The organism is Microbacterium sp. Nx66 (assembly GCF_904066215.1).
In the GTDB taxonomy this organism is placed as follows: Bacteria; Actinomycetota; Actinomycetes; order Actinomycetales; family Microbacteriaceae; genus Microbacterium; species Microbacterium meiriae.
The window spans coordinates 2,169,156-2,193,966 of the sequence record NZ_LR880474.1 but is presented as its reverse complement, the minus strand read 5'-3'; the positions used below and the strand labels follow the sequence as shown (position 1 = coordinate 2,193,966).

At 71.0% G+C, this 24,811-nt stretch carries 22 protein-coding genes; 14 read left to right on the top strand and 8 right to left on the bottom strand.

Annotation, left to right across the window (positions count from 1 at the left end):
- Positions 1 to 10 precede the first annotated feature (10 nt).
- Positions 11 to 874: a DUF72 domain-containing protein gene (locus MICNX66_RS10455; RefSeq protein WP_187661824.1), complete on the bottom strand. Its 864-nt coding sequence runs from the start codon at positions 872 to 874 to the stop codon at positions 11 to 13.
- A gap of 84 nt (positions 875 to 958) precedes the next feature.
- On the opposite strand from MICNX66_RS10455, the gene MICNX66_RS10450 reads away from it, so the two are divergent.
- Together MICNX66_RS10450 and MICNX66_RS10445 are read left to right on the top strand one after the other, a co-directional pair.
- A complete protein-coding gene (locus tag MICNX66_RS10450) occupies positions 959 to 1,174 on the top strand; it encodes a hypothetical protein (RefSeq protein ID WP_187661823.1) in 216 nt (71 codons plus the stop codon).
- A 387-nt stretch (positions 1,175 to 1,561) separates the two neighbouring features.
- On the top strand, positions 1,562 to 1,942 hold the full coding sequence (locus MICNX66_RS10445; RefSeq protein WP_187661822.1) for a hypothetical protein: 381 nt from the start codon (positions 1,562 to 1,564) through the stop codon (positions 1,940 to 1,942).
- A 33-nt stretch (positions 1,943 to 1,975) separates the two neighbouring features.
- On the opposite strand, the gene MICNX66_RS10440 is transcribed toward MICNX66_RS10445, so the two are convergent.
- The 3 genes from MICNX66_RS10440 to MICNX66_RS10430 are packed head-to-tail and all read right to left on the bottom strand — an operon-like array spanning position 1,976 to position 7,748.
- Positions 1,976 to 5,431, bottom strand: coding sequence for an error-prone DNA polymerase (locus MICNX66_RS10440; protein ID WP_187661821.1), 3,456 nt, complete (start codon positions 5,429 to 5,431; stop codon positions 1,976 to 1,978).
- A complete protein-coding gene (locus MICNX66_RS10435; RefSeq protein ID WP_187661820.1) occupies positions 5,431 to 6,966 on the bottom strand; it encodes a Y-family DNA polymerase in 1,536 nt (511 codons plus the stop codon). The genes MICNX66_RS10440 and MICNX66_RS10435 overlap by 1 nt, the downstream gene beginning before the upstream one ends.
- Positions 6,963 to 7,748 (bottom strand): hypothetical protein, encoded by a 786-nt coding sequence (locus tag MICNX66_RS10430; protein ID WP_187661819.1) that lies wholly within the window; start codon positions 7,746 to 7,748, stop codon positions 6,963 to 6,965. The genes MICNX66_RS10435 and MICNX66_RS10430 overlap by 4 nt, the downstream gene beginning before the upstream one ends.
- A gap of 129 nt (positions 7,749 to 7,877) precedes the next feature.
- Between MICNX66_RS10430 and MICNX66_RS10425 the strand changes: the two genes are divergently transcribed.
- The 6 genes from MICNX66_RS10425 (at position 7,878) to MICNX66_RS10400 (ending at position 12,265) form a co-directional block, all read left to right on the top strand.
- On the top strand, positions 7,878 to 8,348 hold the full coding sequence (locus MICNX66_RS10425) for a prepilin peptidase (RefSeq protein WP_187661818.1): 471 nt from the start codon (positions 7,878 to 7,880) through the stop codon (positions 8,346 to 8,348).
- Positions 8,349 to 8,395: 47 nt separating this feature from the next.
- Positions 8,396 to 8,611 (top strand): response regulator, encoded by a 216-nt coding sequence (locus tag MICNX66_RS10420; RefSeq protein WP_187661817.1) that lies wholly within the window; start codon positions 8,396 to 8,398, stop codon positions 8,609 to 8,611.
- On the top strand, positions 8,604 to 9,215 hold the full coding sequence (locus tag MICNX66_RS10415; protein WP_187661816.1) for a CYTH domain-containing protein: 612 nt from the start codon (positions 8,604 to 8,606) through the stop codon (positions 9,213 to 9,215). Before MICNX66_RS10420 ends, MICNX66_RS10415 begins: the two co-directional genes overlap by 8 nt.
- A 62-nt stretch (positions 9,216 to 9,277) precedes the next feature.
- The gene (locus MICNX66_RS10410; RefSeq protein ID WP_232089045.1) at positions 9,278 to 10,435 is read left to right on the top strand and encodes a type III polyketide synthase; all 1,158 of its coding nucleotides are present in this window, start codon (positions 9,278 to 9,280) and stop codon (positions 10,433 to 10,435) included.
- On the top strand, positions 10,432 to 11,157 hold the full coding sequence (locus tag MICNX66_RS10405; protein WP_187661815.1) for a methyltransferase domain-containing protein: 726 nt from the start codon (positions 10,432 to 10,434) through the stop codon (positions 11,155 to 11,157). Before MICNX66_RS10410 ends, MICNX66_RS10405 begins: the two co-directional genes overlap by 4 nt.
- Positions 11,144 to 12,265: an FAD-dependent oxidoreductase gene (locus MICNX66_RS10400; protein WP_187661814.1), complete on the top strand. Its 1,122-nt coding sequence runs from the start codon at positions 11,144 to 11,146 to the stop codon at positions 12,263 to 12,265. Before MICNX66_RS10405 ends, MICNX66_RS10400 begins: the two co-directional genes overlap by 14 nt.
- 52 nt (positions 12,266 to 12,317) lie before the next feature.
- Here MICNX66_RS10400 and lpdA read toward each other — a convergent pair whose 3' ends face one another.
- Together lpdA and MICNX66_RS10390 are read right to left on the bottom strand one after the other, a co-directional pair.
- The gene (lpdA, locus tag MICNX66_RS10395) at positions 12,318 to 13,715 is read right to left on the bottom strand and encodes a dihydrolipoyl dehydrogenase (protein ID WP_187661813.1); all 1,398 of its coding nucleotides are present in this window, start codon (positions 13,713 to 13,715) and stop codon (positions 12,318 to 12,320) included.
- Between the two features lie 9 nt (positions 13,716 to 13,724).
- Positions 13,725 to 14,375: a copper resistance CopC family protein gene (locus tag MICNX66_RS10390; RefSeq protein ID WP_187661812.1), complete on the bottom strand. Its 651-nt coding sequence runs from the start codon at positions 14,373 to 14,375 to the stop codon at positions 13,725 to 13,727.
- A gap of 100 nt (positions 14,376 to 14,475) precedes the next feature.
- On the opposite strand from MICNX66_RS10390, the gene MICNX66_RS10385 reads away from it, so the two are divergent.
- The 3 genes from MICNX66_RS10385 (at position 14,476) to MICNX66_RS10375 (ending at position 16,289) form a co-directional block, all read left to right on the top strand.
- Entirely contained in the window at positions 14,476 to 14,958 is a 483-nt protein-coding gene (locus MICNX66_RS10385; RefSeq protein ID WP_187661811.1) for an FHA domain-containing protein, read from the top strand.
- On the top strand, positions 14,958 to 15,644 hold the full coding sequence (ftsR, locus tag MICNX66_RS10380) for a transcriptional regulator FtsR (RefSeq protein WP_187661810.1): 687 nt from the start codon (positions 14,958 to 14,960) through the stop codon (positions 15,642 to 15,644). Before MICNX66_RS10385 ends, ftsR begins: the two co-directional genes overlap by 1 nt.
- A gap of 99 nt (positions 15,645 to 15,743) precedes the next feature.
- Positions 15,744 to 16,289: a MerR family transcriptional regulator gene (locus MICNX66_RS10375; protein ID WP_187661809.1), complete on the top strand. Its 546-nt coding sequence runs from the start codon at positions 15,744 to 15,746 to the stop codon at positions 16,287 to 16,289.
- A 68-nt stretch (positions 16,290 to 16,357) separates the two neighbouring features.
- Here the strand turns inward: MICNX66_RS10375 and MICNX66_RS10370 are convergent, their stop codons facing one another.
- The gene (locus MICNX66_RS10370; protein WP_025105105.1) at positions 16,358 to 17,170 is read right to left on the bottom strand and encodes a ParA family protein; all 813 of its coding nucleotides are present in this window, start codon (positions 17,168 to 17,170) and stop codon (positions 16,358 to 16,360) included.
- Positions 17,171 to 17,262: 92 nt separating this feature from the next.
- Here MICNX66_RS10370 and MICNX66_RS10365 point away from each other — a divergent pair, with 92 nt between their 5' ends.
- From MICNX66_RS10365 to def, 3 genes are all read left to right on the top strand, one after another.
- Positions 17,263 to 20,670 (top strand): pyruvate carboxylase, encoded by a 3,408-nt coding sequence (locus tag MICNX66_RS10365; protein WP_187661808.1) that lies wholly within the window; start codon positions 17,263 to 17,265, stop codon positions 20,668 to 20,670.
- Between the two features lie 65 nt (positions 20,671 to 20,735).
- Complete coding sequence (locus MICNX66_RS10360; RefSeq protein WP_187661807.1) at positions 20,736 to 22,256, top strand: MinD/ParA family ATP-binding protein; 1,521 nt, start codon at positions 20,736 to 20,738, stop codon at positions 22,254 to 22,256.
- On the top strand, positions 22,256 to 22,747 hold the full coding sequence (gene def / locus MICNX66_RS10355) for a peptide deformylase (protein ID WP_187661806.1): 492 nt from the start codon (positions 22,256 to 22,258) through the stop codon (positions 22,745 to 22,747). The genes MICNX66_RS10360 and def overlap by 1 nt, the downstream gene beginning before the upstream one ends.
- A gap of 91 nt (positions 22,748 to 22,838) precedes the next feature.
- Here the strand turns inward: def and MICNX66_RS10350 are convergent, their stop codons facing one another.
- The gene (locus MICNX66_RS10350) at positions 22,839 to 24,671 is read right to left on the bottom strand and encodes an AMP-dependent synthetase/ligase (RefSeq protein WP_187661805.1); all 1,833 of its coding nucleotides are present in this window, start codon (positions 24,669 to 24,671) and stop codon (positions 22,839 to 22,841) included.
- Between the last annotated feature and the right edge of the window lie 140 nt (positions 24,672 to 24,811).

Below are 24,811 nucleotides of genomic sequence, written 5' to 3'. Positions count from 1 at the left end.
GCTCGCCGCGTCAGGAGGGCATGTCCGCGACGAGGGTGCTCAAGGCCATGGCGTCATGGGGCGCGTGCCCGCGGGCGTCGTTGTCGAAGTACACGTAGACGTCGCGCGGCTTCCCGTCGTCGGCTCCTGAGCCGTCCGCCCATCCGCGGATGAGGGCCGCCCACTCCCGCAGCTCCGCGTCCGTGTACCCGCTGTGATAGAGCATCTGCGCACCGTGGAGTCGGACGTAGACGAGGTCCGCGGTGAGGACGTCGAAGCGAGGCCACTTCCCGGCGGTGTCGGCGACGACGAGGGAGGTGCCGTGCTCCTGCAGAAGACGCAGGCTCGACGGATCGGCGAACGAGTCGGAACGCGGTTCGAGGGCGTACCGGAGTGGGCGGTCGGCATCGATCTCCAGCCACGCCCGGTCCTGCAGCCGCTCGTCATGACGTCGAGCGAGCGCGAGGGCCTCCGCCGTCGTCCGGGGAAGGGTGTCGAGGAACGACTCCAGGAGCTCGGCGTCGAAGCGTTGACGCTCGGGGAGCTGCCAGAGGATCGGTCCGAGGCGGGGACCGAGGGCGAGGACCCCCGACGCGAAGAAGTTCGCCAGCGCCTGCTCGACGTTCCGCAGCCGGAGCATGTGACTGACGTAGCGCGAGCCCTTGACCGCGAACACGAAGTCCTCGGGAACGCTCGCCGCCCACCGCCGGTAGCTGTCCGGCCGCTGCAGGGAGTAGAACGAGCCGTTGAGCTCGACCGTGGGGAACAGCGATCCGATGTGTTCGAGCTCTCGTCGCTGCGGCAGGCCGCGCGGGTAGAAGTCGCCGCGCCACCGGGCGTACCGCCATCCGGAGACGCCGATGCGGACCCGGCCTCCACCGCCCGTCCGCGTCATCGCCGCCTCCCTCGGGTCAAGCCCCTTGCCGCTGTCATCCGGCGTCGGCAAGCTGGAGACATCCACACCGAAGGAGGAGAAGCCATGTCCCTGAATGACCATCCGATCGACGATGTGAAGCCCGAAGCCGACCTGCAGGAGCAGGAGCGCCTCGCCGCGGAGACTCCCGAGGACCCGGAAGCGCCGACCCCCTCGGCACCGGAGCCGCACCCCATCGAGGCGGATCCCGCGGATGCCGCGGAGCAGCGGATCGAGGTGCCCCTGGACGAGGACGGCCTCGACGAGCCCGCCGACGACTGACCGCCTCCGGCGGTGTGCGCGCCGGAGTGGCGTCGGAGACTGCGGAGAGGCGTCATGGTGCACGACCGTAGTCCGGCGGGCGCGCGCGTTCGCCGGGGTTGACGCTCGGCGGGACGGCGGCTAGCCGCGGGGTATGCCCTCTCGACGGGACCGCCCCAACTCGGTGCTGCCGAGAGGGCTCACCGTCCTACCCGGACGGTTGGGGAGGCGGCGAAGTCTCGCTGTCTCTACGGCTGATCCCCCAGAGATTCAGCCGGTAGCCCCCGCTACGAGAGCAGGATATCCCTTAATCTCCTTGTCCGCCATTTGGGGGACAAAGATTTCTTCGAAAATTCTGCGCGGCTCCGATCCCTGTCGCCGATGCCAGCCGTTCCGTAGGGTGGGGGCATGGACAGGATGCTCGTCTTCGCCGGTCAGGTCGCGCTCCCGGTCGGGCACCGGGTCGAGGTCTCCGAACTCGTCGACCCGCAGACGGAGGAGCCGGTCGTCCTCTCGCTGCTCGACCTCGATACCGGTATCCGCTACCGTCGCGCCGAGGAGCCGCGGGCCGAGGTGACGCACTGGATCGGTCGCGTCCTCGACTGCACGGTAGCGGTGGGCGTCGCTCCGCGGACGTCGCTGCTCCTCGATCCCATCGGGCCCTCGGCCAGCGGCGCGGGCATCGCTCTGCGGGGCGCGGACGAGGCGGTCAACGCGGCCAAGGCCGAGGCTGATCGTTGGGGTGGATCGGATCGGCCCCCGCCGGAGGAGACCGAACGCTTCTGGTGACGGCCGGAAGCCGGGGCCCCTCGCGCACCGGGGTCATCGGAAGTCCCGCGAGCGGTGCATGACCCCCGTGCGGAGGTCTTCGAAGGCGTCGGCGAGCACATTGACGACCCCCTCCGGTGAGCGCTCGAGGATGCCGCGGATGATGAGCGCGGGGGACTCTCGGGCGATGCGACCGAACCGTCCCCAGACCCCCGTCGAGCAGATCACGTTCACCAACCCGCTCTCGTCCTCGAGGTTGACGAACGTGACGCCGGCGGCGGTGGCGGGTCGTTGTCGATGGGTGACGAGACCGGCCACCTCGACGCGTCGTCCGGTCTCGTGGCGCTGCAGGTCCGCGGCGGTCAGGACGCCGCGAGTCCGGAGGTCGCCGCGGAAGTGCGTCATCGGGTGGTCGTCGGTCGAGATGCCCGTGGCCCAGAGATCGGCCGAGAGGCGCTCGTAGCTGGTCTGGTCGGCGAACAGCGGCGGCTGCACCGCCATCGTGGTCCCCGGGAGGAACCGGGCGCGGTCTTCCGCGGCGGCCCCGGCGAGCCAGATGGCCTCCCGGCGCTCCAACCCGAGGCAGGCGAAGGCTCCGGCGGTGGCGAGGGCCTCCACCTGTGCGGCCGTGGCATCGGTGCGACGCACGAGGTCGTGCAGATCGCGGTAGGGACCGTGAGCCTCCCGTTCGGCGACGATGCGCTCCGCCATCGGCACCCCGATCCCGCGGATGCCGCTGAGGCCCAGACGCACCGCGAACCGTCCGTCCCTGCGGTGCGTCGCGGACTCGTCCGGTGCGTTCCTGTCGAACCGGTGCACGGGCGGCTGCGGGTCGGCCAGGCAGTCGTCCCTCCCGGTCGTGCCCGCCGCGTCCGGGGTGAGGGGTTCGAGGGTCTCGGTGGCGCCGGAGAGATGCAGATCCGGGCGGCGGACCTCCACGCCGTGCCGACGGGCATCCGCCGTGAGGGTCGCAGGGGAGTAGAAGCCCATCGGCTGCGAGCGCAGCAGACCCGCGAGGAAGGCTGCCGGGTAGTGCAGCTTCAACCACGAGCTCGCGTAGACGAGCAGCGCGAAGGACAGCGAATGGGACTCGGCGAACCCGAAGTTCGAGAACGCCTGGATCTGCGCATAGATCCGGTCGGCGGCCTCGTCGACGAGCCCGCGGCGGGCCATCCCCGCATACAGCTTGTCCCTGACCTTCTCGATCTTCTCCAGACCTCGCTTCGACCCCATCGCGCGGCGCAGCAGGTCGGCCTCATCGGCGGTGCAGTCGCCGACGGCCGTGGCCATCTGGATGAGCTGCTCCTGGAAGATGGGGATGCCCAGAGTCCGCGCGAGGATGTCCTCGAGGTCGCTGTGCGGGTACGGGATGGGGAAGTCCTCCGGGGGCTCGCCCCTGGCCTCCCGCTCCCGGTTCGCCTCGTCCACCCTGTCCTTCGCCATCTTGCGCCGGACGAACGGGTGCACGGCGCCGCCCTGGATGGGCCCGGGGCGGATGAGGGCGATCTGGATGGCGAGGTCGTAGAAGCGTCGCGGCTGCAGCCGGGGGAGCAGCCCGATCTGCGCGCGGGACTCCACCTGGAAGACGCCGATCGAATCGGCCCGGCAGAGCATGTCGTAGACGCCGGCCTCCTCCTTCGGCAGGGTCTCCAGCGTCCACTCCTCGCCCGTCGCCTCCCGGACCAGGTCGAAGCAGTGCTGCAGTGCCGCGAGCATGCCCAGGCCGAGGAGATCGAACTTCACCAGCCCCATGAAGGCGGCGTCGTCCTTGTCCCACTGGATGACGGTGCGGTCCTCCATGCGGGCGTGCTCGACCGGCACCACCTCACCGACCGGCCGGGCGGTGAGCACCATGCCGCCCGAGTGGATCCCCAGGTGCCGCGGAGCCTTCAGCAGCTCGGCCGCGTAGTCGAGCACGGTGTCGGGGATGTCGTGCCCCTCGACGGGTTCGAGTCCCGACCCCCAGCCGTCCACCTGCCGCGACCAGGAGTCCTGCTGCCCCGGCGAGTGCCCCAGGGCTCTGGCCATGTCGCGGACCGCGTTCTTCGGGCGGTACTGGATGACGTTCGCCACCTGAGCCGCCCGCTCCCTGCCATACTCCCGATAGACCCACTGGATGATCTCCTCCCGCCGCCGCGAGTCGAAGTCCACGTCGATGTCCGGCTCCTCCGTGCGGGTGGTGGCGAGGAAGCGCTCGAAGGGGAGGCGGTAGAGGATCGGGTCGACCGCGGTGATGCCCAGCAGATAGCAGACCGCGCTCGCCGCAGCGGAACCCCGGCCCTGGCAGAGGATGCCGCGTCGCCGTGCTTCCGCCACGATGCCGTGCACGATGAGGAAGTACCCGGGGAAGTCCTTCTCCTCGATCACGTCGAGTTCACGGGCGATGCGCCGACGGCCGTCTTCGTCCAGCCGCGGATACTTCGACGGGACCGCCTCCCAGACCAGGTGCCGCAGCCAGCTCATCGGGGTGTGCCCCGACGGCACGTCCTGGCGGGGGAGGGCGGGACGCGCCATCCGGAGCGGGAAGGCCGAGGCCGCGGCCAGCTCCAGACCGTGGGAGATCGCGCCGGGGTACCGTCGGAAGCGGGCGGTCATCTCCGCCCCGCTGCGCAGATGCGCACCCCCGTGGGCCGGCAGCCAGCCGTCGAGCTCGTCCATGCTCCGGACCGCGCGGACCGCGGCCACCGCTTCGGCGAGAGGGGCCTGGTCCGGGCGGGCGTAGTGCACGTTGTTGGTCGCCACGACGGGCAGCCGCATCCGACGGGCGAGGTCGGCGAGGGTGTCGTTGCGCCGGGTGTCCAGCGGATCGCCGTGGTCGAAGAGCTCGACGGCGATGTTGTCGCGCCCGAAGAGGTCGACGAGGTGACGCAGCGGCGCAGCGGCGTCTCCGGCCTCCAGCCCCTGCCGTACCGCCCCCTTGCGGCAGCCGGTGAGGATCGTCCAGTGCCCGTCGGCGGTCGCTGCCAGCTCGTCGAGGTCGTAGACCGGGCGCCCCTTCTCCCCGCCGCGCAGCTGGGCCGCGGTGATCGCCCCCGACAGACGGTGGTATCCCTCGAGGCCCCGGGCGAGCACGAGCAGATGCGTGCCCGGCGGATCGGCGGCCCCCTGCGGAGCGGAAGGGAGGTCGAGGGAGAGTTCGGCGCCGTAGACGGTCTGCAGGCGCAGCTCCATGAGCTCCGCCAGCTCGGCGAAGCGGGCGGCACCGTAGAACCCGTCGTGGTCGGTGAGGGCGAGCGCGCTCAGGCCGAGACGTTCGGCCTCCGCGAGCAGGTCGTCGGGGGAGGACGCCCCGTCGAGGAACGAGTAGGACGAGTGCGCGTGCAGCTCGGCATAGGGCACCGCCTCCTCTGGCCGCTCCGGGAGGGCCGGGGGGACGAGCTTCCGCGGGCGACTCACCGGCCCGGGATCCGGTCGGAGTCCCGGGGGTGCGGAGGCCGCTTCGGGGATGGGTTCCCCGCTGAGAGTGCGTTCGAGCTGATCCCAGGTCAACGGCGGATTGTGCCAGCCCATCAGCGGTACCTCCCCTCGGCCCACCAGCGCTCGCCGGCCAGGAAGACCAGCCAGGCGCGGTCGCGGTCGTCGACGATCTGGAGCCGGTGTCCTCGTTTGCCGCCGCCCGTGCTCCAGCGCCGTTCGTGCACGGGCCACGGGCCGGCCCAGGCCTGCACGGTCGCCCCGTCGATGCGGGCGGGATCGTGCGTGAGGGCGCCGCGGTCATCGACGTCGATCGTGCTCCCGTCCGCCGCGACGACGCCGATGGGACGCGGGGGCCGGAACACCTCGGAGGGGAGGGGATCCGGGAGGCTCCCCGGCCAGGGGGACCGCGGATCACGCGGAGGCACCGGACGCTCGCCCCATGGCGTGAGCACCTGGCGGTCGGCGAGCCAGCGCCCTCCGGAGAGGGCGGCGGTGACCACGCCCTGATGCCCCAGCATGGTCTGCACCCGCGAGACCGCGTGGTGCAGCCGCTCATCGGTACCCGAGCCGAAGAGCCCCGGTTGGTGGTGGGCGGCGTCGTCCACGGCGACGGGGAGGAGGCGGGCGGCCACGATGCCCCCGAATGCCCTCGCCTCATCGACGGGTTCGCGGGCGGTCAGGGCGGCCAGCGCCTCCAGCTGCCAGCGCACGCGGTCCACGAGGTCGGCGGCGTCGAAGCTCGTCGGATGCAGCCAGGTGCGGGAGTGGACGACGCCGTCGTCGTCGGTCAGGTCGATCCGCACCTCGGTGCACACGAGGGATGCATCCGCCAGGGCGAGCATCACGGCATCGGCGGTCTGCCGCACGGCGAAGGCCACCTGGTCGGTGCCGCCGAGAGGGGACTCGAACTCGATGGTCCTGGCCAGTTCGGGATCCGGCGGCCGAGGGGCCAGCGGGCGGGAATCGGCGCCGGCGGCGAGGGCCTGCAGGCGGGCGCCGTGCTCGCCGAAGCGGTCGCGGACGTCGAGAGGGGCGAGCGCGGTGAACTCGCCGAGGGTCCGCACGCCGAGGCGGAGGAGGAGATCGCTGATCTGCTCGTCGCGGAGTACCTGCACGGGATAGGGGGCCAGGAACTCGCGGGATCCGCCGGGCGGGACGACGGTGCAGGCGGCGGCGCCGCGGGCCGCGATCTCGGCGGTGAAGGGGCCGTCGGCGACGCCGACACGCACCTCGGGGAAGCCGGCCGCAGCGAGGACCGCGGACAGCGCCGCCGCCGCTTCGGCCTCTCCGCCGTGATAGCGGGCGATGCCGCGGGCGCGCAGGATCGCGAGGCCGGGGCGCAGGAGTGTGACGCCGGGGGCGTGCTTCTCGATGAGCTGCAGCACCGGGACGAAGGCGCGCTCGTCCTTCTCGGCGTCGTGGGGGAGGACCTGCAGCGAGGAGAGCAGGCCCTGGGCGACGCGGCGGCGCTGCCCGATGCGGACGCCGTGCGCCCGCGCCGAGGCGGTGCAGGCGACGACCGTGTTCGCCTGCACCAGGGCCGTCGGCGGATGCGGCCCTCCGCCCAGCACCGCCCGCAGTGGCCAGTCGGGGAACCAGAGCACGAGGACGCGGAGAGGAGCGTTCATCCCGCCTCCGCCCAGAAGAGGAGGTCGGAGGACGCGGACGCAGCGCTGTCCGTCGGGGAGGAAGCGAGCGGCGGCAGGGCGGTCAGCTCCGCGGCCGCGGTCTCCACGGCTCCGTGTCCGCCGGGAAGTCGCACGCGCACGCTCGAGGCGCGGGGGCTGTGCCTGGTCCGCGCGGTGACCGTCACCGTGCAGTCCGAGAGCAGCCCCCACCCCTCGCCGAGCCCGCGCCAATCAGGGTCGTGCAGTCGGATGGTCCCCTCGCTCTGCGCCCAGCGCCCGGCGCCCGGTTCCTCCGCCACGAGCAGTGTGGCCCCGCGGTCGCGCAGGCGGGCACTCAACCGGGAGACATCGGCGTCCCGTGCCCTCGTCGTCGGCTGCACGACGATCAGGGGCACCACCTCGGCCAATGCGGACGCCGCCGCGAGCCAGCGGTCTCCCGGGTCGGGGACGAGGATCAGCCGGCTCAGATCGATGCCGTAGGCGGCGGCGGCCTCGACCCCGAGGGTGGGCATGCCGATCACCGCGCACCAGTGGCCCCGACCGGAGGAGGCGCTGAGCAGCGCGAGCACGAGGGCGGGCGAGGGGGAGACGGTGTACGAGGTGCCCGTCTGCAGCCCTTCCTCCGGCAGCAGCGCCGCGAAGGCGGGATCGAGGGGGAGGAGCGTGTGCTCGCTGCGCCGTCGCTGCATCCGGCTGATCTCGCGGCGCAGTCGCAGCACCTCTCCGGCGCGGGTGTCGCTGGTCGGAGAGAGCGCGGTCATCGCATCGAGCCCGATCCCCATGTATCCATCCTCGAAGATATGTACGAATAAAGCAAGTGATGAGACTGACGCTAGTTCGTACATCCGACATCGCCGCCTGGTTGTCCACAGGGCGCTCCGCGCCGTCCCGGATCTCCCTACCCTGCCGGGATGGACATCCGTCTCGCCCTCCTCGGTCTCGTGCACGGCGCCCTCCTCGGGATCGGCATCCTGCTCGCCGTGATCGACGTCCGCACGCACCGACTGCCGAACCGCATCGTGCTGCCCACCCTGGCCCTGCTGGTCGTGGCGGTCTCCGTCGACGCCGTCGTCACCGCAGACGCGGCGCCGCTCGGCCGGGGCCTGCTCGGCTCCCTCGTGCTCGGTGGCTTCTACGCCGTGCTGCGGATGATCAGCCACGCGGGCATGGGAGGAGGAGACGTGAAGCTCGCCCTCGTGATCGGACTCCTCCTGGCGTGGCACGGCTGGGGCGCGTTCCTCCTGGGCGCGTCGTCCGCCTTCGTACTCGGGGCGGTCTTCGCGCTCGTGCTCCTCGCCGCGGGACGGGCCGACCGGAGGACGCGCATCGCCTTCGGGCCGTGGATGATCGCGGGGGCCGTCCTCGGAGTCCTCGGCGGCTGACCGTGCAGGTCGCACCGAATGGGGGAGGGCGGCGCTACCCTGGGCACATGGCACTCGCACGACTTCACGGCGGCCCGCTGGACGGGCAGATCATCCCCCTCGACGACGACGCGGACGACAAGCTGATCGTCCCCTACAGCGAGACGCAGGTGGTCTACAACCGCCGCGGCGAGCCGCAGAACACAGGCGAGGGCGACGGCCCCACCGAGGTCGACTACTGGTTCGAGGAGGCCCTCGAGGACCTCACGCTCGAGGATGACTGAGCCCTCTCGCACCGTCGAGGTCGAGCGCAAGTACGACGTCGACGAGGGGACTCCGCTGCCGGACTGGGCGGCGATCCCCGGTGTCGATGCCGTCTCGCCTGCCGAGCACCGTGCCCTCGACGCCCGCTATCTGGACACCGCGGACGGCGCGCTGGCCCGTGCTGGTGTCGCCCTGCGTCGTCGCTCCGGCGGACCGGACCAGGGGTGGCACATCAAGGGTCCGCGGCAGGGTGACGGCCGGGTCGAGCAGGGCTGGCCCCTCGGCGACGAGGAGATCCCGACGGCGGTGCGCGAGGCGATCGCCGCCTGGACGACCGCGCCGTTGGAACCTCTCGCCCGTATCGAGAACGACAGGACGGCGTACCTCCTCACCGGACAGGACGGCGTCGTGGCGGAATTCGTCGACGACCACGTCCAGGCGACCGACCTGCGCACCGGGGCGCGACGTGCGTGGCGCGAGTGGGAGGTCGAACTCGGGCCCGCAGGCCCCTCCGACGACGCCGGCCGCACGGCGTTCTTCGCGGCGATCGAAAGCGCCGTGCGCGCGGTCGGCGGCCGAGAGGCGAGCTCCGACTCGAAGCTCGCCCGCGCCCTCGGCTTCTAGGCCGCGGACTCTCCGGATGCAACCCCTTTCCGTGTCCGGCTCCGGGGTGGTTGAGTGACGACATGAGTCGACCGCCCGTGCTCCGATCGCTGCAGACGATCGTCCCCGAGACCGTCCTCGTGCAGGAGCAGGTACGCGACGTCTTCGCCGCCCAGCCCGATCTGGGACGGCTGGCGCAGCGCATCGTGGCGACGTCGTTCAACGTCTCCGGCATCGACACGCGGCACACCGTCATCGCGGAGCTGGCCGATGACGCCGACCAGGATGAGCCCTTGTTCTACGATCGCGCCTCCGGACGGCTGCTGGCGCCGGGAACGAAGGCGCGCAACGACGTCTACACGCGTGAGGCCTCCCGTCTCTTCGCCGAGGTCGCGCGCCGCGCCCTCGAGGCGGACCCCGACCTGGACCGGGCGGACGTGACGCACGTCATCACGGTCTCCTGCACCGGCTTCCATGCCCCGGGCCCCGAGTACGAGATCGTGCGCGGGCTCGGCCTGTCCGATGCCGTCCAGCGCTATCACCTCGGCTTCATGGGGTGCTACGCCTCGATGCCGGCCCTGCGCGCGGCCGCACAGTTCTGCGCGGCCGATCAGAACGCGGTCGTCCTCGTCGTCAGCGTCGAGCTCTGCACGCTGCATCTGCGCTCTTCCGAGGATCCGGACACCATCGTGGCCTCCTCCCTGTTCGCGGACGGGGCTGCCGCCGGGATCGTGACGGCTCGGGACCTGCCCACCGCCGTCCCCGCGCTCCGGCTGGACGGCTTCCACACCGCGATCGTGCCGGAGGGCGTGGACGACATGGCCTGGACGATCGGCGACTCGGGCTTCGAGATGATCCTCTCGACCGCCGTCCCACAGATCATCGGGGAGTCGATCATCGGGGCGCTCACGCCGCTCTACGGTCGCGAGGACGACCTGGCGGAGGCCTTCGCCGCCGGCCGGGTGGGCGAGCGGGTGCGCCACTGGGCGATCCACCCCGGCGGGCGCAGCATCCTCGACCGGGTACAGGAGCGGATGGCCCTGAGCGACGTGCAGTTGCGACCCGCGCGCGAGACGCTCCGGGAGTACGGGAACATGTCGAGTGCGACCGTGCTGTTCGTGCTGAAGCGCGTCCTCGAGCAGGAGGGCGCGGATCCCGGTGACCGCGTGGCGGCGATGGCCTTCGGCCCAGGGCTCACCGCCGAGAGCGCGCTGCTGACCGTGGTCGCGCCCGCACCGTGAGCCTGGACCTGTCGGCGCGTGCCGTCGACCTCGTCGAGCTCATGGACGACCCCGACGCGGATGAGGAGGCGCTCGGTCGCACGTATCGGCGCTTCAGCGCCGTCAACGCGGTCGTCTCGCGCCCCGGACGGCTGTATCGGCGGGACATCCGTCCCCGGGCGGCGGCCGGGCGTGTGCTGCGCATCCTCGACATCGGCGCCGGTGGTGGCGACCTGTGCCGCGATCTGGTCCGGAGACTGCGTCGCGACGGCCTCCGCGCCGATGTCACCGCCCTGGACGCCGACGAGCGTGCGATCCGCTGGGCCTCGGCACACGACGACGGTGCAGGGATCCGCTATCGCCACGCGTTCTCCGGGGACCTCGTGGCGGCGGGCGACACCTATGACGTCGTGCTCTCCAACCACGTCCTCCATCACCTCGACGCCGCAGCGCTGCACGCGGTGCTCGACGACTCCCGCGCCCTGGTCCGTGATCGCGGACTCGTCTCCCACCACGACATCGCCCGCAGCCGCCTCGCCTACGGGGCGTTCGCCGTGGGCACCCGGCCGTTCGCGGGAAACCTTCTCGCGGGCTCCTTCATCCGAGTCGACGGCCTCCTGAGCATCCGCCGCTCCTATACCCCGCGGGAGCTCGCGGCCGTCGCGCCGCCGGGCTGGGAGGTCCGGTCGCACCTGCCCGCTCGGCTCGAACTGCGCTGGGAGGGTGGCGATGGTCGACCATGATGTCCTCGTGGTGGGTGGCGGTCCGGTCGGGCTGCTCCTCGCCTGCCTCGTGGGGCAGGACGGTCGCCGGGTGCGGGTGTGCGAGCGTCGCCCCGAGCCGGGCACGCAGACGCGGGCGATCGGGATCCATCGACCGGGGCTCGATGCCCTCGACGCCGCGGGAGTGGGTACTGGCGTGCGCTCCGAGGCGCTCCGCCTGTCCGGCGGCGAGGTCCGCAGCCGCGGCCGGCGACTCGCCGCCCTGACCTTCACCACCGAGCGTCCGATCCTGACGCTCGCGCAGCCCCGCACCGAGGAGCTGCTGCGAGACCGTCTCCGGACGCTGCAACCGGATGCGCTGCAGTCCGGCTCCGTCGTCCGCTCGGTCCGCGACGAGGGGCCGTTCGTGCGGGTCGGGATCGACGGCGAGCACGGACGTCGGGAGGAGACGGCGTCGATCGTCGTCGTCGCCGAGGGCGTCCGGAGTCCCCTGCGGGAGGCGTTCGGTGCGGGGTGGCGGGCGCGCACCGGAACCGCAGGCTACGCGATGCTCGACGTCGATGATCCGCCGGCCGACGATCGCGCCGTGCTGTACTTCGAGCCGGACGGCCTCGTCGAGTCCTTCCCGTTGCCGGGCGGCCGGCGCCGCTGGGTGGTGCGCGAAGACCGTGGTCGGACGGTGTCCACAGCCGCCGAGCTGGCGGACATCGTCGGTCACCGGACCGGGGAGAGGCTCGAGGTCGACCCCACCGCGCCTGTCTCCTCGTTCCGCGCGGCCCAGCACGCGGCTCGACGGCTGCACCGCGGACGGATCGTGCTACTCGGCGACGCCGCGCACGAGGTGAGCCCGATCGGCGGCCAGGGCATGAACCTCGGCTGGGCGGATGCGCTCCGGCTGGTCGCGGCGCTGCGCCGGACCGACCGCGGCGCCGCCCCCGTCCTCGACGGCTTCGCCCGGGAGGTCCAGCGGGCGGCGCGGAAGGCGCATCATCGCTCCGCGTTCTTCATGGCGATGGGGGCTCCGGCGGTCGCCCCGGTCGTCGCCGTGCGGGAGGGGCTGGTGCGTACGCTCGGTTCCTCCGCGCTGCGCCCGTGGACGACCGGTCTCATCACCATGCGCGGCCTCTGACGCGAGAAGGCCCGGTCCGCCTGCGCGGACCGGGCCTTCTCGAGGCGTCGGATCAGAAGTTGATCATGTGGCCTGCGAGACCGTGGAAGCCCTCCTGCAGCGCCTCCGACAGCGTCGGGTGGGTGTGCACGTTGCGGGCCAGCTCGAGGGCCGTGAGGTCCCACTTCTGCGCGAGGGTGAGCTCGGGCAGCAGCTCCGACACGTCGGGGCCGATCATGTGGGCACCGATGAGCTCCAGGTGCTCGGCGTCGGCGATGAGCTTGACGAAGCCGACCGGCTCGCCGAGGCCGTGCGCCTTGCCGTTGGCCATGAAGGGGAAGGTCGCGACCTTGATCTCGCGCCCTTCGTCCTTCGCCTGCTGCTCGGTGAGCCCGAAGGACGCCACCTGCGGCGAGCAGAAGGTCGCCCGCGGCATCATGCGGTAGTCGCCCAGCGTCATGGTCTCGGCGCCGCCGATGGTCTCGGCCGCGACGACACCCTGTGCCTCCGCGACGTGCGCGAGCTGCAGCTTGGCGGTCACGTCGCCGATGGCGTAGATGCCCTCGACGTTGGTGCGCATGTGGTCGTCGATGTCGATCGCGCCGCGCTCGGTGAGCTTCACGCCCGTCTTGTCGAGCCCGAAGCCCTCGACGTTCGGCGCGAACCCGACCGACATGAGCACCTTGTCGGCCTCGATCGACGCCTGCTGGCCGTCCTTGCCCGTGTAGGAGACGGTCACGGAGGAGCCGTTGTCGACGACCGACTCGACCTTGGTGGAGGTGAGGATGTCGACGCCGTAGTTCTTGTACTGCTTCGTGATCTCCTTCGACACGTCGGCGTCCTCGTTGGGGAGGGCGCGGTCGAGGAACTCGATGATCGTGACCTTGACGCCGTAGTTCGTCATCACGTAGGCGAACTCCATGCCGATCGCGCCGGCGCCGACGATGACGATGGACTTCGGCAGCTCACGGGAGAGGATCTGCTCCTCGTAGGTCACGACGTTGTCGCTGAGCTGCACGCCGGGGAGCAGGCGGACCTTCGAGCCCGTGGCGATGATCGCGTTGTCGAAGGTGACCTCCTCGGTGGAGCCGTCCGACTTCGCCACCGAGATGGCCTTCGGGCCCGTGAAGGTGCCGCGGCCGTCGTACTCGGTCACCTTGTTCTTCTTCATGAGGAAGTGGATGCCCTTGACCCGGCCATCGGCGACGACGCGGCTGCGGTCGAACGCCTTGCCGTAGTCGATCGTGAACTCTCCGGAGATCCCGAAGAAGTCGGCCTTGTGGTTCAGCGTGTGCGCGATCTCCGCGTTCTTCAGGAGCGCCTTGGAAGGGATGCAGCCGACGTTGAGGCAGACACCACCCCAGTACTTCTCCTCGATGATGGCGGTGGACAGACCGAGCTGCGCGCTGCGAACCGCAGCGACGTATCCGCCAGGACCTGCACCAAGGATGACGACGTCGTAGTGTGGCATGCCTTAAGCCTATCGCTCCGAGGGGGTAGCGGAATCGGTCGGAGCCGGTCCCCGGCGGCGGCGCAGGACGAGCCAGACGACAAGGGCCAGCGCGGCGAGCACGAGGATCGCGAGCACCCAGATCCACCCCGAAGGGGCTCCCGCATCGTCTCCCGCGTCCGGTGCCGTCGTCGCGGTCGCCTCGGGGGCGGCGGTCTGCTCCGTCGGCGGCGCCGACGTCGGGGGAGCGGTGGTGGGCTCGTCCGACGGCGTGGCCTCGTCGCCGACCGTGACGGTGAAGGAGAACTCGCCGGAGGTCGGGTGGCCGTCGCTCGAGACGACCTTCCAGACGACGTGGTACTCACCGGCGGGCCCGGAGCCGAGCAGGGGCTGCGTCACGATGGCGCCCTCGACCGTGGGAGTGCCGTCGATGACGGACTGACCGGCCGGATCCGTGACGGTCAGCTCCGTCGCTCCTTCGCCGTCGATGAGCTCCGCGCTGAAGGTGAGGGTGAGCTCGGAGGGCAGCGTCTCCACGGAGCTGTCCGCCGCAGGCGACGACGACACGAGCGCGTCATGGGCGGACGCGGAGAGCGGGGAGAAGAGGACGAGGAATGCGGCGAGGAGGGTGGCTGCGAGGGCGATCGGGGCCGCCGGGCGGCGCAGAGCTGTGGTCTTCACGAGTCCAGCCTATGAATCCCCGGTATGGGACCGCTGAGTGTGAAAGCGGCCTCCCGCGCACCCCTCCGGATCGGATAGTCTGGACAGCCAGGAGGGCACAGTGACAGACAGCGACAGCCGACCGGCCGGTGAAGCCGCCATCCATCGCTCCGGCGAGCCGAGACACGACGTGACGCAGACGTTCGGACACGATTCCGATCTGTCGTTCGTGCCGTTCGGCGTGGAGTTGACCGATGTCGAGCAGTCGGCCATCGCGGCGCTGCCCTCGGGCTCGGCTCTGCTGCTCGTCCGTTCCGGTGCGCTCGCCGGTGCGCGGTACCTCCTCGACACCGACGTGACCACGGTCGGTCGTCACCCGGAGGCCGACATCTTCTTCGACGACGTCACGGTGTCCCGCCGTCACGCGGAGATCACCCGCAACGGGACGACGTTCGAGATCATCGATCAGCGCTCCCTCAACGGCACCTACGTGAACGGCGAGCGCGTGGACCGCAGCCCCCTGGCGGACGGCTCCGAGCTGCGCGTCGGCAAGTTCCGTCTGAACTTCTTCGCGTCCCCGCTCGACCGCGCGGCGAACGCCTGATGGCGGCAACTCCCGCCCGCGAACGCTCGGCGTCCGCGGGCCTGCTGAGTATCGGTCAGGTGCTCGCACGTCTCACCCCGGAGTTCCCCGACCTGACCTCCAGCAAACTGCGGTTCCTCGAGGTGCAGGGCATCGTCCGTCCCTCCCGCACCGAGTCCGGCTACCGGAAGTTCTCCTCCTCGGACATCGAGCGCCTCCGTCTGGGACTGACCCTGCAGCGGGATCACTACCTTCCCCTCAGCGTGATCCGCGAGCAGCTCGACGAGGCGGAGGCCACGGGCGAGACGGCCGCGCTCGCCCCGCCGCCCTCGATCGCCCCGGCGCCGCGGCGCTATCGTCGCGACGAGCTCCTGGCCGCTGCCGGCGCCGGACCGCAGCTCCTCAACGACGCGATCAGCACCGGCGTCATCACCGCACAGGAGACCTATTCGGAGTCCACGGTCGCGCTGCTCCGCGGGCTCGTGGCCCTCGACCGGCACGGCATCGAGCCGCGTCATCTCCGTTCCCTGCGGCAGGGCGCGGAGCGGGAGGTCTCGCTCATCGAGTCGGCGCTGTCCACGCTGCTGCGTCGCACCGATGCCACCTCGCGGGCCCGCGCCAACGAACTGGCGCCGGAGCTGGCCACTCGGATCGACGACGTCCGGACGTTGTTCGTGAAGGATGCGCTCACGCGGATCCTTTCGTAACGAACTGATTGCGACACACCTTCGGCGTCGCACGGATGTCGTTGCCGGTGCCGGGACCCTGCTCTACCGTGGAGATAACCGTTCCAGGGAGGATTTCAGATGAATGCGGATGAGCTCGCAGGCGACCCGCGGTTCGTGACCGAACTCCTCTTCACCGACGGTCTGCCCGCGATGGACGACGAGGTCGGCTATCGCGGCGCCGTGGCAGCCCGTGCGGCCGGCATCACCTACCGCCAGCTGGACTACTGGGCCCGCACCGAGCTCGTCGAGCCCACGGTGCGCGGCGCGAACGGCTCCGGCTCGCAGCGTCTCTACGGCTTCCGCGACATCCTCGTCCTGAAGCTCGTCAAGAGCCTGCTCGACACGGGCATCTCCCTGCAGCAGATCCGCACCGCGGTGGACGAGCTCCGTCGCGCCGGCATCCGCGATCTCGCGGGGACGACCCTCATGAGCGATGGCGCGTCCGTCTACCTCTGCACCTCGAACGACGAGGTGATCGACCTGGTCAGCCGCGGTCAGGGCGTCTTCGGGATCGCGGTCGGCAAGGTGCTGCGCGAGGTGGAGTCGACGCTCGTCGCCTTCGATGCCTCCGCGCCGGACCCCGTCGACGAGCTCTCCACCCGTCGCGCCAAGCGCTCCGCCTGACGCTCCACCCCCGCTTCACGAAGAACGGCCACCCTCGAAGAGGATGGCCGTTTCGTCGTTCCGCGGTGTCAGCTCTGCGGTCCGTTCTCCGGAACGGGGACGCGACCCGTGCGGATGATGCGGTCGAGGAGCTGGTCGAAGTCCGCGGCGAGCTCCTGAGCGGAGTCGCCGGGCCAGATGTGCAGCGGTTTCGCGGCGCCCTGCGCCTGCTGCAGCGAGGTGCGCTCCGGAAGCTGCGGCGAGAGCACGAGGGGGCCGAACATGTCTCGCAGCTCCTTGATGCGGAACTGGTGCTCGATCGACTGCGGGCGCACGCGGTTGACCACGATGCCCAGCGGCTGGAGGCGCGGTGAGAGACCGCGGCGGATCTCCTCGATCGCGCGCAGGGCACGGTCCGCGGCGGCCACGGAGAAGAGGCCGGGCTCGGTGACGACCATGACGCGGTCGCTCGCGGCCCACGCGGTGCGGGTGAGGGCGTTCAGCGACGGCGCGCAGTCGATGAGCACGAGGTCGTAGTCCGCCTCGACCGCTGCGAGCGCCTCCTCGAGCTTCCACACATCGCGGACGCTCGGGTGCGGGCCGTCGAAGTTGATGGCGGACGGGCTTCCGATCAGCACGTCGATCGTGCCGGGGTGGACCTTCGCCCAGCCGCTGGAGGTGATCGCCTGGCGGACGGTCTTCTCCTTCGGGTTCGCCAGCACATCGGCGATGTTGAGTCGTCCGGCGACCTGGATGTCCATCCCGGTGGAGACGTCGGACTGCGGGTCGAGGTCGACGACGAGCGTCCGGACACCCCGGGCGAAAGCCGCGGAGGCCAGCCCGAGTGTCACGGTCGTCTTGCCGACGCCCCCCTTGAGAGAGCTGACGCTGAGTACGTGCACGGACTCCACGTTACCTTCCCCTAGGCTGGGGGAACACTCAGCCCCGCCCCATGTGCGTGCCTCGGCCGTGCATCGAGCTCTCAGAGGTGTGCATGTTCCAGAAGATCCTTGTGGCGAATCGTGGCGAGATCGCGATCCGAGCATTCCGAGCGGCCGTGGAGGTGGGGGCGCGCACCGTCGCCGTCTTCCCGCACGAGGACCGCGGCTCGGTCCACCGGCTCAAGGCCGACGAGGCGTACGAGATCGGCGAGCGGGGCCATCCCGTCCGCGCCTACCTGGACGTCGACGAGATCATCCGCGTGGCCACCGAGTCGGGTGCCGACGCGATCTACCCCGGCTACGGCTTCCTCTCGGAGAACCCGGAGCTCGCGGAGAAGGCCGCCGCCCACGGCATCGTCTTCATCGGTCCTCCCGCGAAGGTGCTGGAGATGGCCGGCAACAAGGTCGAGGCCAAGCGGCACGCGGTCGAGGCGGGCGTCCCCGTGCTCCGCTCGACCGAGGCCTCCGACGACGTCGACGCGCTCGTCGCCCAGGCGGAGGAGATCGGCTTCCCCCTCTTCGCCAAGGCCGTCGCCGGTGGTGGCGGCCGCGGCATGCGACGCGTCGAGACGCTCGGCGACCTCGGACCGGCCCTCGCCGAGGCGATGCGGGAGGCCGGCAGCGCCTTCGGCGACCCCCGGATGTTCCTGGAGCAGGCCGTCGTGCGCCCGCGGCACATCGAGGTGCAGATCCTCGCGGACAAGACCGGTGAGACGGTGCACCTGTTCGAGCGGGATTGCTCCGTGCAGCGGCGGCATCAGAAGGTCGTCGAGATCGCTCCCGCCCCCAACCTCGATGACGACGTGCGCAGGGCCCTGCACGGCTATGCCGTCGCCTTCGCCCGCTCCATCGGCTACGAGAACGCCGGCACCGTCGAGTTCCTGCTGGAGACGGCGGGGGAGCGCGCGGGAGAGGTCGTCTTCATCGAGATGAACCCCCGCATCCAGGTCGAGCACACGGTGACCGAGGAGGTCACCGACGTCGATCTCGTGCAGAGCCAGATGCGCATCGCCGCGGGGCAGACCCTCGCCGATCTCGGGTTGCAGCAGGAGAACCTGCACCTGCGGGGTGCCGCGCTGCAGTGCCGCATCACCACGGAGGACCCGACGCAGGGCTTCCGTCCCGACACCGGGAAGATCACCACCTACCGCTCGCCCGGCGGTGCCGGGATCCGGCTCGACGGCGGCACCGTGCACCAGGGTGCCCAGATCAGCCCGCACTTCGACTCGATGCTCGCGAAGCTGACCTGCCGCGGCCGCGACTTCCCGGCCGCCGTGGCCCGCGCGCGCCGTGCCCTCGCCGAGTTCCGCATCCGCGGCGTCTCCACGAACATCCCCTTCCTCCAGGCGCTGCTCGATGACGAGGCCTTCATCCGCGGCGACGTCAGCACGTCCTTCATCGACGAGCGCCCGGAGCTGCTCCGCGGTCGCGCCTCGAAGGACCGCGGCACGAAGATCCTCAACTGGCTCGTGGACGTGACGGTGAACAAGCCGCACGGCGCGCACCCCGGCGTCATCGACCCCGCGACCAAGCTCCCGCCGATCGACCTCAGCACGGAGCCGGCGCCCGGCTCCCGGCAGCGGCTGCTCGAGGTGGGCCCCGAGGAGTTCGCCCGCGGCCTGCGCGCGCAGACCGCCCTCGCGATCACCGACACGACCTTCCGCGACGCGCACCAGTCGCTGCTCGCGACCAGGGTCCGCACGAAGGACCTCGTCGCCGCCGCCCCGTACCTCGCCCGTCTCACCCCGGAGCTGCTGTCGGTCGAGGCCTGGGGTGGCGCCACGTACGATGTCGCGCTGCGCTTCCTCGGCGAGGACCCGTGGGAGCGGCTCGACAAGCTGCGTGCCGCCCTCCCGAACGTCGCCATCCAGATGCTCCTGCGCGGCCGGAACACGGTCGGCTACACGCCGTACCCGACCGCGGTGACCGAGGCCTTCGTGGCGGAGGCAGCGGCAAGCGGCGTCGACATCTTCCGGATCTTCGACGCGCTGAACGACGTGGAGCAGATGCGGCCGGCGATCGAGGCGGTCCGCGCCACGGGGACCGCCGTCGCCGAGGTGGCGCTCTGCTACACCGGAGACCTGCTGGACCCGGCAGAGGAGCTCTACACCCTCGACTACTACCTGAAGCTGGCGGATCAGATCGTCGCGGCCGGCGCGCACATCCTCGCGATCAAGGACATGGCGGGCCTGCTCCGCCCCGCTGCGGCCGCGACGCTCGTCTCGGCGCTCCGTGAGCGCTTCGACCTGCCCGTGCACCTGCACACCCACGACACCCCCGGCGGGCAGCTCGCGACCCTGCTCGCCGCCAGCGCCGCCGGCGTGGATGCGGTGGACGCCGCCTCGGCGCCGCTGTCGGGCACGACCAGTCAGCCGTCGCTGTCGTCACTCGTCGCCGCCCTCGCCCACACGGAGCGGGACAGCGGGATCTCGCTCGCGGCCGTCTCGGATCTGGAGCCCTACTGGGAGGCGGTGCGTCGCCAGTACGCGCCGTTCGAGTCGGGGCTCCCGGGACCCACCGGCCGCGTGTACCACCACGAGATCCCGGGCGGGCAGCTGTCGAACCTCCGACAGCAGGCCAAGGCCCTCGGGCTCGCCGACGACTTCGAGCTCATCGAGGACATGTACGCCGCGGCCGACCGCATCCTCGGACGCGTGCCGAAGGTCACCCCGTCGTCGAAGGTGGTGGGCGATCTCGCCCTGCATCTCGCCGCCGTGAAGGCCGACCCTGCGGACTTCGAGGCGAACCCGGAGAAGTACGACGTGCCCGACTCCGTGGTCGGCTTCATGGCGGGTGAGCTCGGCGACCTCCCCGGAGGCTGGCCCGAGCCGTTCCGGTCCAAGGTGCTCGCCGGTCGTTCCGTGCGGACCGGGCTCACGGCTCTCACCGACCAGGACGAGGCCGAGCTGGCGGGGACGAGCGCGCAACGACGCTCCCGCCTGAACACTCTGCTCTTCCCGGCTCCGGCGGCCGAGTTCGCCGAACGACGGGAGCAGTACGGCGACCTGTCCGTGCTGGACACCGGCGACTACCTGTACGGGCTGGTCCCCGGCCAGGAGCACCTCATCGAGATCGATCGCGGCGTCCAGCTCTACGTCGGGCTCGAGGCGATCGGCGAGGCCGACGACAAGGGCATGCGGACGGTGATGACCACGCTGAACGGTCAGCTCCGCCCGGTGTTCGTGCGGGACCGCTCCATCTCGGTCGATGCGCACGAGGTCGAGAAAGCCGACACGTCCGTCCCCGGCCAGGTGGCGGCGCCGTTCTCCGGCGTGGTCACCCTCAAGGCCGAGGTGGGAGCGACGGTGCGCGCGGGCGAGCCGGTCGCGTCGATCGAGGCGATGAAGATGGAGGCCGCCATCACCGCCCCCGTGGACGGGGTCGTGGAGCGGCACGCCATCTCCGAGACGCAGCAGGTGGACGCGGGCGATCTTTTGGTCGTGATCCGACCGGCGCACTAATCTTGTGCGGGCGAGGCCGCGCACCCTGGGCGCATCCCGAGGCCCGCACAGGTTGGGAGTGACACGTGACCGCGAAGAACAACGCCGACCCCGAGGACAGTCCGCTGGGGGTGCTCGACGACGCCGCATCCGTCGACACCGCCGGCATCGGCATCCTCGGCGGAACCGCGCAGGTGCGGGTGACCCTGCCGGCGGAGGAGGATGACGACCTCGCCGACGACGGTGTCGTGGACGGGGAGGTCGGCATCGACCTCATCGTCGACGACCTCACCCTCCCCGCGGCGCCGAAGCCCGTCCTCGATGCTCCGCGACTCGACGAGGTGATCGACGCCGTCGTGGTGGAGGAGCCCGTGGTGGAGGATTCCGTGCCGGAGGATTCCGTGCCGGCTGCCGAGCCCGCGGCTGACCTGGTCGCGGAGGAGGAGGAGGAGGCGGCCGCCCGCTTCCTCGCGAAGGCCGGCGCCGACCGTGCGGAGGTCCCGGCCGCGAAACCGGCGCGTGCCCCTCAGGCGCCCGTGCAGAAGGAGACCACGATGCCCGAAGCCGACGACAAGCCCGTCGCATCCGCGCACGCACGTCCGGCGCCCCGGACCGACGTGACCCTCACCGCGAAGCGTCTGGGGGAGCTGGGCGAGTCCGCCCGCGAGTCCGCAGATCTCCTCACCTCCGATCGCCTCCTCGACCCGCACCGCGTGGCCAAGCCGGAACCCGAGGGCGGGTGGAGTCACCTGCTCTACACGCTGTCCGGACGCCGGTTGAACATCGGCGACGGCCGTCGCGCGCGCGAGCGCAAGGAGCTCACGGCGCGGATCGCCGCCCCGCTCGCCGGCGGTGCCCGGTTCGTGCCGGTGCTCTCGCGGAAGGGCGGCGTGGGCAAGACCACGGTCACCGCGCTCCTCGGCATGGCCCTCGCTGACGCGAGGGAGGACCGCGTCATCGCCGTGGACGCGAACCCCGACCGCGGAACGCTCGCCGACCGGGTGCAGCGCGCGCAGCATGGCAAGTCCGTGCGCGACCTCGTCCGCATCCGGGACGACGTGCGCGGGTTCCACGACATCTCCGCGATCGTGGCACGGGATGCGACGCGCCTCGACGTGCTCGCCTCGGACGCCGACCCGCGTGTCGCCGAGGCCTTCAGCGACGACGACTATCGCGACGTGGCCGATGTGGCCGCGCACTACTACTCCCTCGTCCTCACCGACACCGGCACGGGGATCGTCCACTCGGTGATGTCGGCGACCCTCGACCTCGCCGACCAGATCGTCATCGTCTCCGGACTCAGCGTCGACGAGGCGCGGCTGGCGTCCGAGACCCTCACGTGGCTGGAGTCCAACGGGTACGCGCAGCAGGCGCGCGACGCCATCGTGGTGCTCAACCAGTCCACGCCCGGGACGCCGCTCGTGCGGCTGGGTGAGCTCCAGGCGCACTTCGCGTCGCGGGCCCGCAGCGTCGTGCGCGTGCCGTACGACCCGCAGATCGCCGCGGGCGGGACGATCGTCTTCGCGAACCTCCTCCCCGAGACGCGGAAGGCGGCGAGGGAACTCGCGGCGCTCCTCGTCGAGGGCCTCCGGGCGAAGGCCGCCTGATGACGGTTCGCGAGATCCGCATCTTCGGCGACCCGGTCCTGCGGACGGTGTGCGCACCCATCGAGGAGATCGACGACGGCGTGCGTGCGCTCGTCACGGATCTCCTGGAGACCGTCGAGCTCCCGGGCCGCGCCGGCGTGGCCGCGCCGCAGATCGGCGTCGCGCTCCGCGCCTTCAGCTACAACGTCGACGGCGAGATCGGCTACGTGCTGAACCCCGTGCTGACCGAGGTCCGCGGCGAGCCCGAGCCGACGGGGGAGGGTTGCCTGTCGGTGCCGGGACTCTGGCACGACGCCCAGCGCCATCCCTGGGCCCGCGTCGAGGGGATCGACCTCGATGGACAGCCGGTGGTGCTCGAGGGGGACGGGCTGCTCGCGCAGGCGCTCCAGCACGAGACCGACCACCTCGACGGCAAGCTCTTCCTCTCCCGGCTCGACCCCGAGACCCGGAAGGTCGCGATGCGCGAGGTTCGCGAGAGCTCCTGGTTCTAGCCGCCGACCCACCCCTTCACGTACGAACCGGCCCCTTGCGCACGAGGGCAAGGGGCCGGTTCGGTCAGAAGGGGGTGGGTCGACGCGCGGGTCAGCCGCCGATGGCGACGTTGGTCGTGGCGACCGGCTCGTCGTAGATCGCGGAGATCTCGTCGGCGAAGTCGTTCATGATGATGTTCCGCTTGATCGACAGCTTCGGGGTGAGGTGGCCGGAGGCCTCCGTCCACTCCGAGTCCAGGATCGTGAACTTGCGGATGGACTCGGCGCGCGACACCCGCTCGTTCGCCGCGTCCACCGCACGCTGCACCTCGGCACGGACCTGCGCGTTCGTCGAAGCCTCCGCGAGGGTCATCTTCTCGTCGAGGCCGTTGTTCGCGAGCCAGGTCGGCAGCATCTCGGGGTCGAGGGTGACGAGGGCCGAGATGAACGGGCGCTGGTCCCCGACGACGACGACCTGCCCGACGATGGGGTTCGCGCGGATCGGGTCCTCGAGTGCGGCCGGAGCGACGTTCTTGCCACCCGCCGTGACGATGATCTCCTTCTTGCGCCCCGTGATCGTGAGGAAGCCGTCGGCGTCGAAGCTGCCGATGTCGCCGGTGTGGAACCAGCCGCCGTCGCTGAACGCCTCGGCGGTGGCCTCCGGGTTGTTCCAGTACTCCTTGAAGACGTTGATGCCGCGCACCTCGATCTCGCCGTCGTCGGCCAGACGCACCCCGACGCCGGGAAGGGCGGGACCGACCGTGCCGATCTTCGACTTCGAGGCGAGGTTCACCGTCGCGGGCGCCGTGGTCTCGGTCAGGCCGTACCCCTCGAGGATCACCACGCCGAGGCTGTGGAAGAAGTGACCGAGGCGCGCGCCGAGGGGAGCGGAGCCCGACACCGCGTAGACGACGTTGCCGCCCATGGCCTCGCGGAGCTTGGAGTAGACGAGCTTGTTGAAGAGCGCGAACTTGAGCTTCGTCCCGAACGGGATCTTCTTGCCCTCCTCGAGCAGCCGGGAGTGCTCGATCGCCACGTCGGCGGCGGCGCGGAAGATCTTGCCCTTGCCGCCCGCCTCGGCCTTCTGCTCGGCGGAGTTGTAGACCTTCTCGAACACGCGGGGGACCGCGAGGAGGAAGGTGGGCTTGAACGAGCCGAGGGCAGGGAGCAGCTGACGCGTGTCGGGCTGGTGGCCGGTGCGCACCCCCGCGTGCACGTTGAGGATGGAGATGAAGCGGGCGAACACGTGCGCGGTCGTGATGAACAGCAGCGTGGACGAGCCGGGCGTCTGCACGACCTCGTCGAGCGCCTTGGCGGAGTTGCGGGACAGCTCGACGAAGTTGCTGTGGGTGAGCACGCAGCCCTTCGGTCGTCCGGTGGAGCCCGAGGTGTAGATGAGGGTCGCGATGTCGGAGCCGACGGCGAGGCCGCGGCGACGCTGGATCTCCTCATCCGAGACGGATGCCCCCTGCGCGGTGAGCGTGTCGATCGCGCCCAGGTGCAGCTGCCAGACCTCTCGGAGGAGCGGAAGGTCGCCGCGCACCTCGTCGACGCGGGCGAAGTGCTCCGGTGACTCGACGAGGAGGGCGATCGCGCCCGAGTCCTCGAGGATCCACTGGATCTGCGACGGCGAGCTCGTCTCGTAGATCGGCACCATCACGGCACCGGCATAGAAGAGCGCGAAGTCGACGAGGCTCCACTCGTACGTGGTGCGGGCGAGGAAGCCCACCTTCTCGCCGGGCTGGATGCCGGCAGCGGCGAACCCCTTCGCCAGCGCGATGACCGCGGTCTCGAAGTCGGCGGCGGTGATGTCGCGCCATCCGTCGCCCTGCGGGACGGAGAACAGCGCCCGGTCGGGAGTCGCCTCCACACGCTTCGCAAGCAGGTCGGCGACGTTCGCGTCGGGATCGGCGGGGACGATCGCGGGGACTTCAAACTGGACCACGGCAGCTCCTTCGGTACCGGTCGGGCACGGGCGTTGGTCCGAGTCTAGGGCATGGCACCCGGTCGCGGTCAGGGTGGAACTCAGTCGCTTTGCGGGTCGCCCGACGAGGAACATGAGGGCGATCCGCGTCGCGGCGCTAG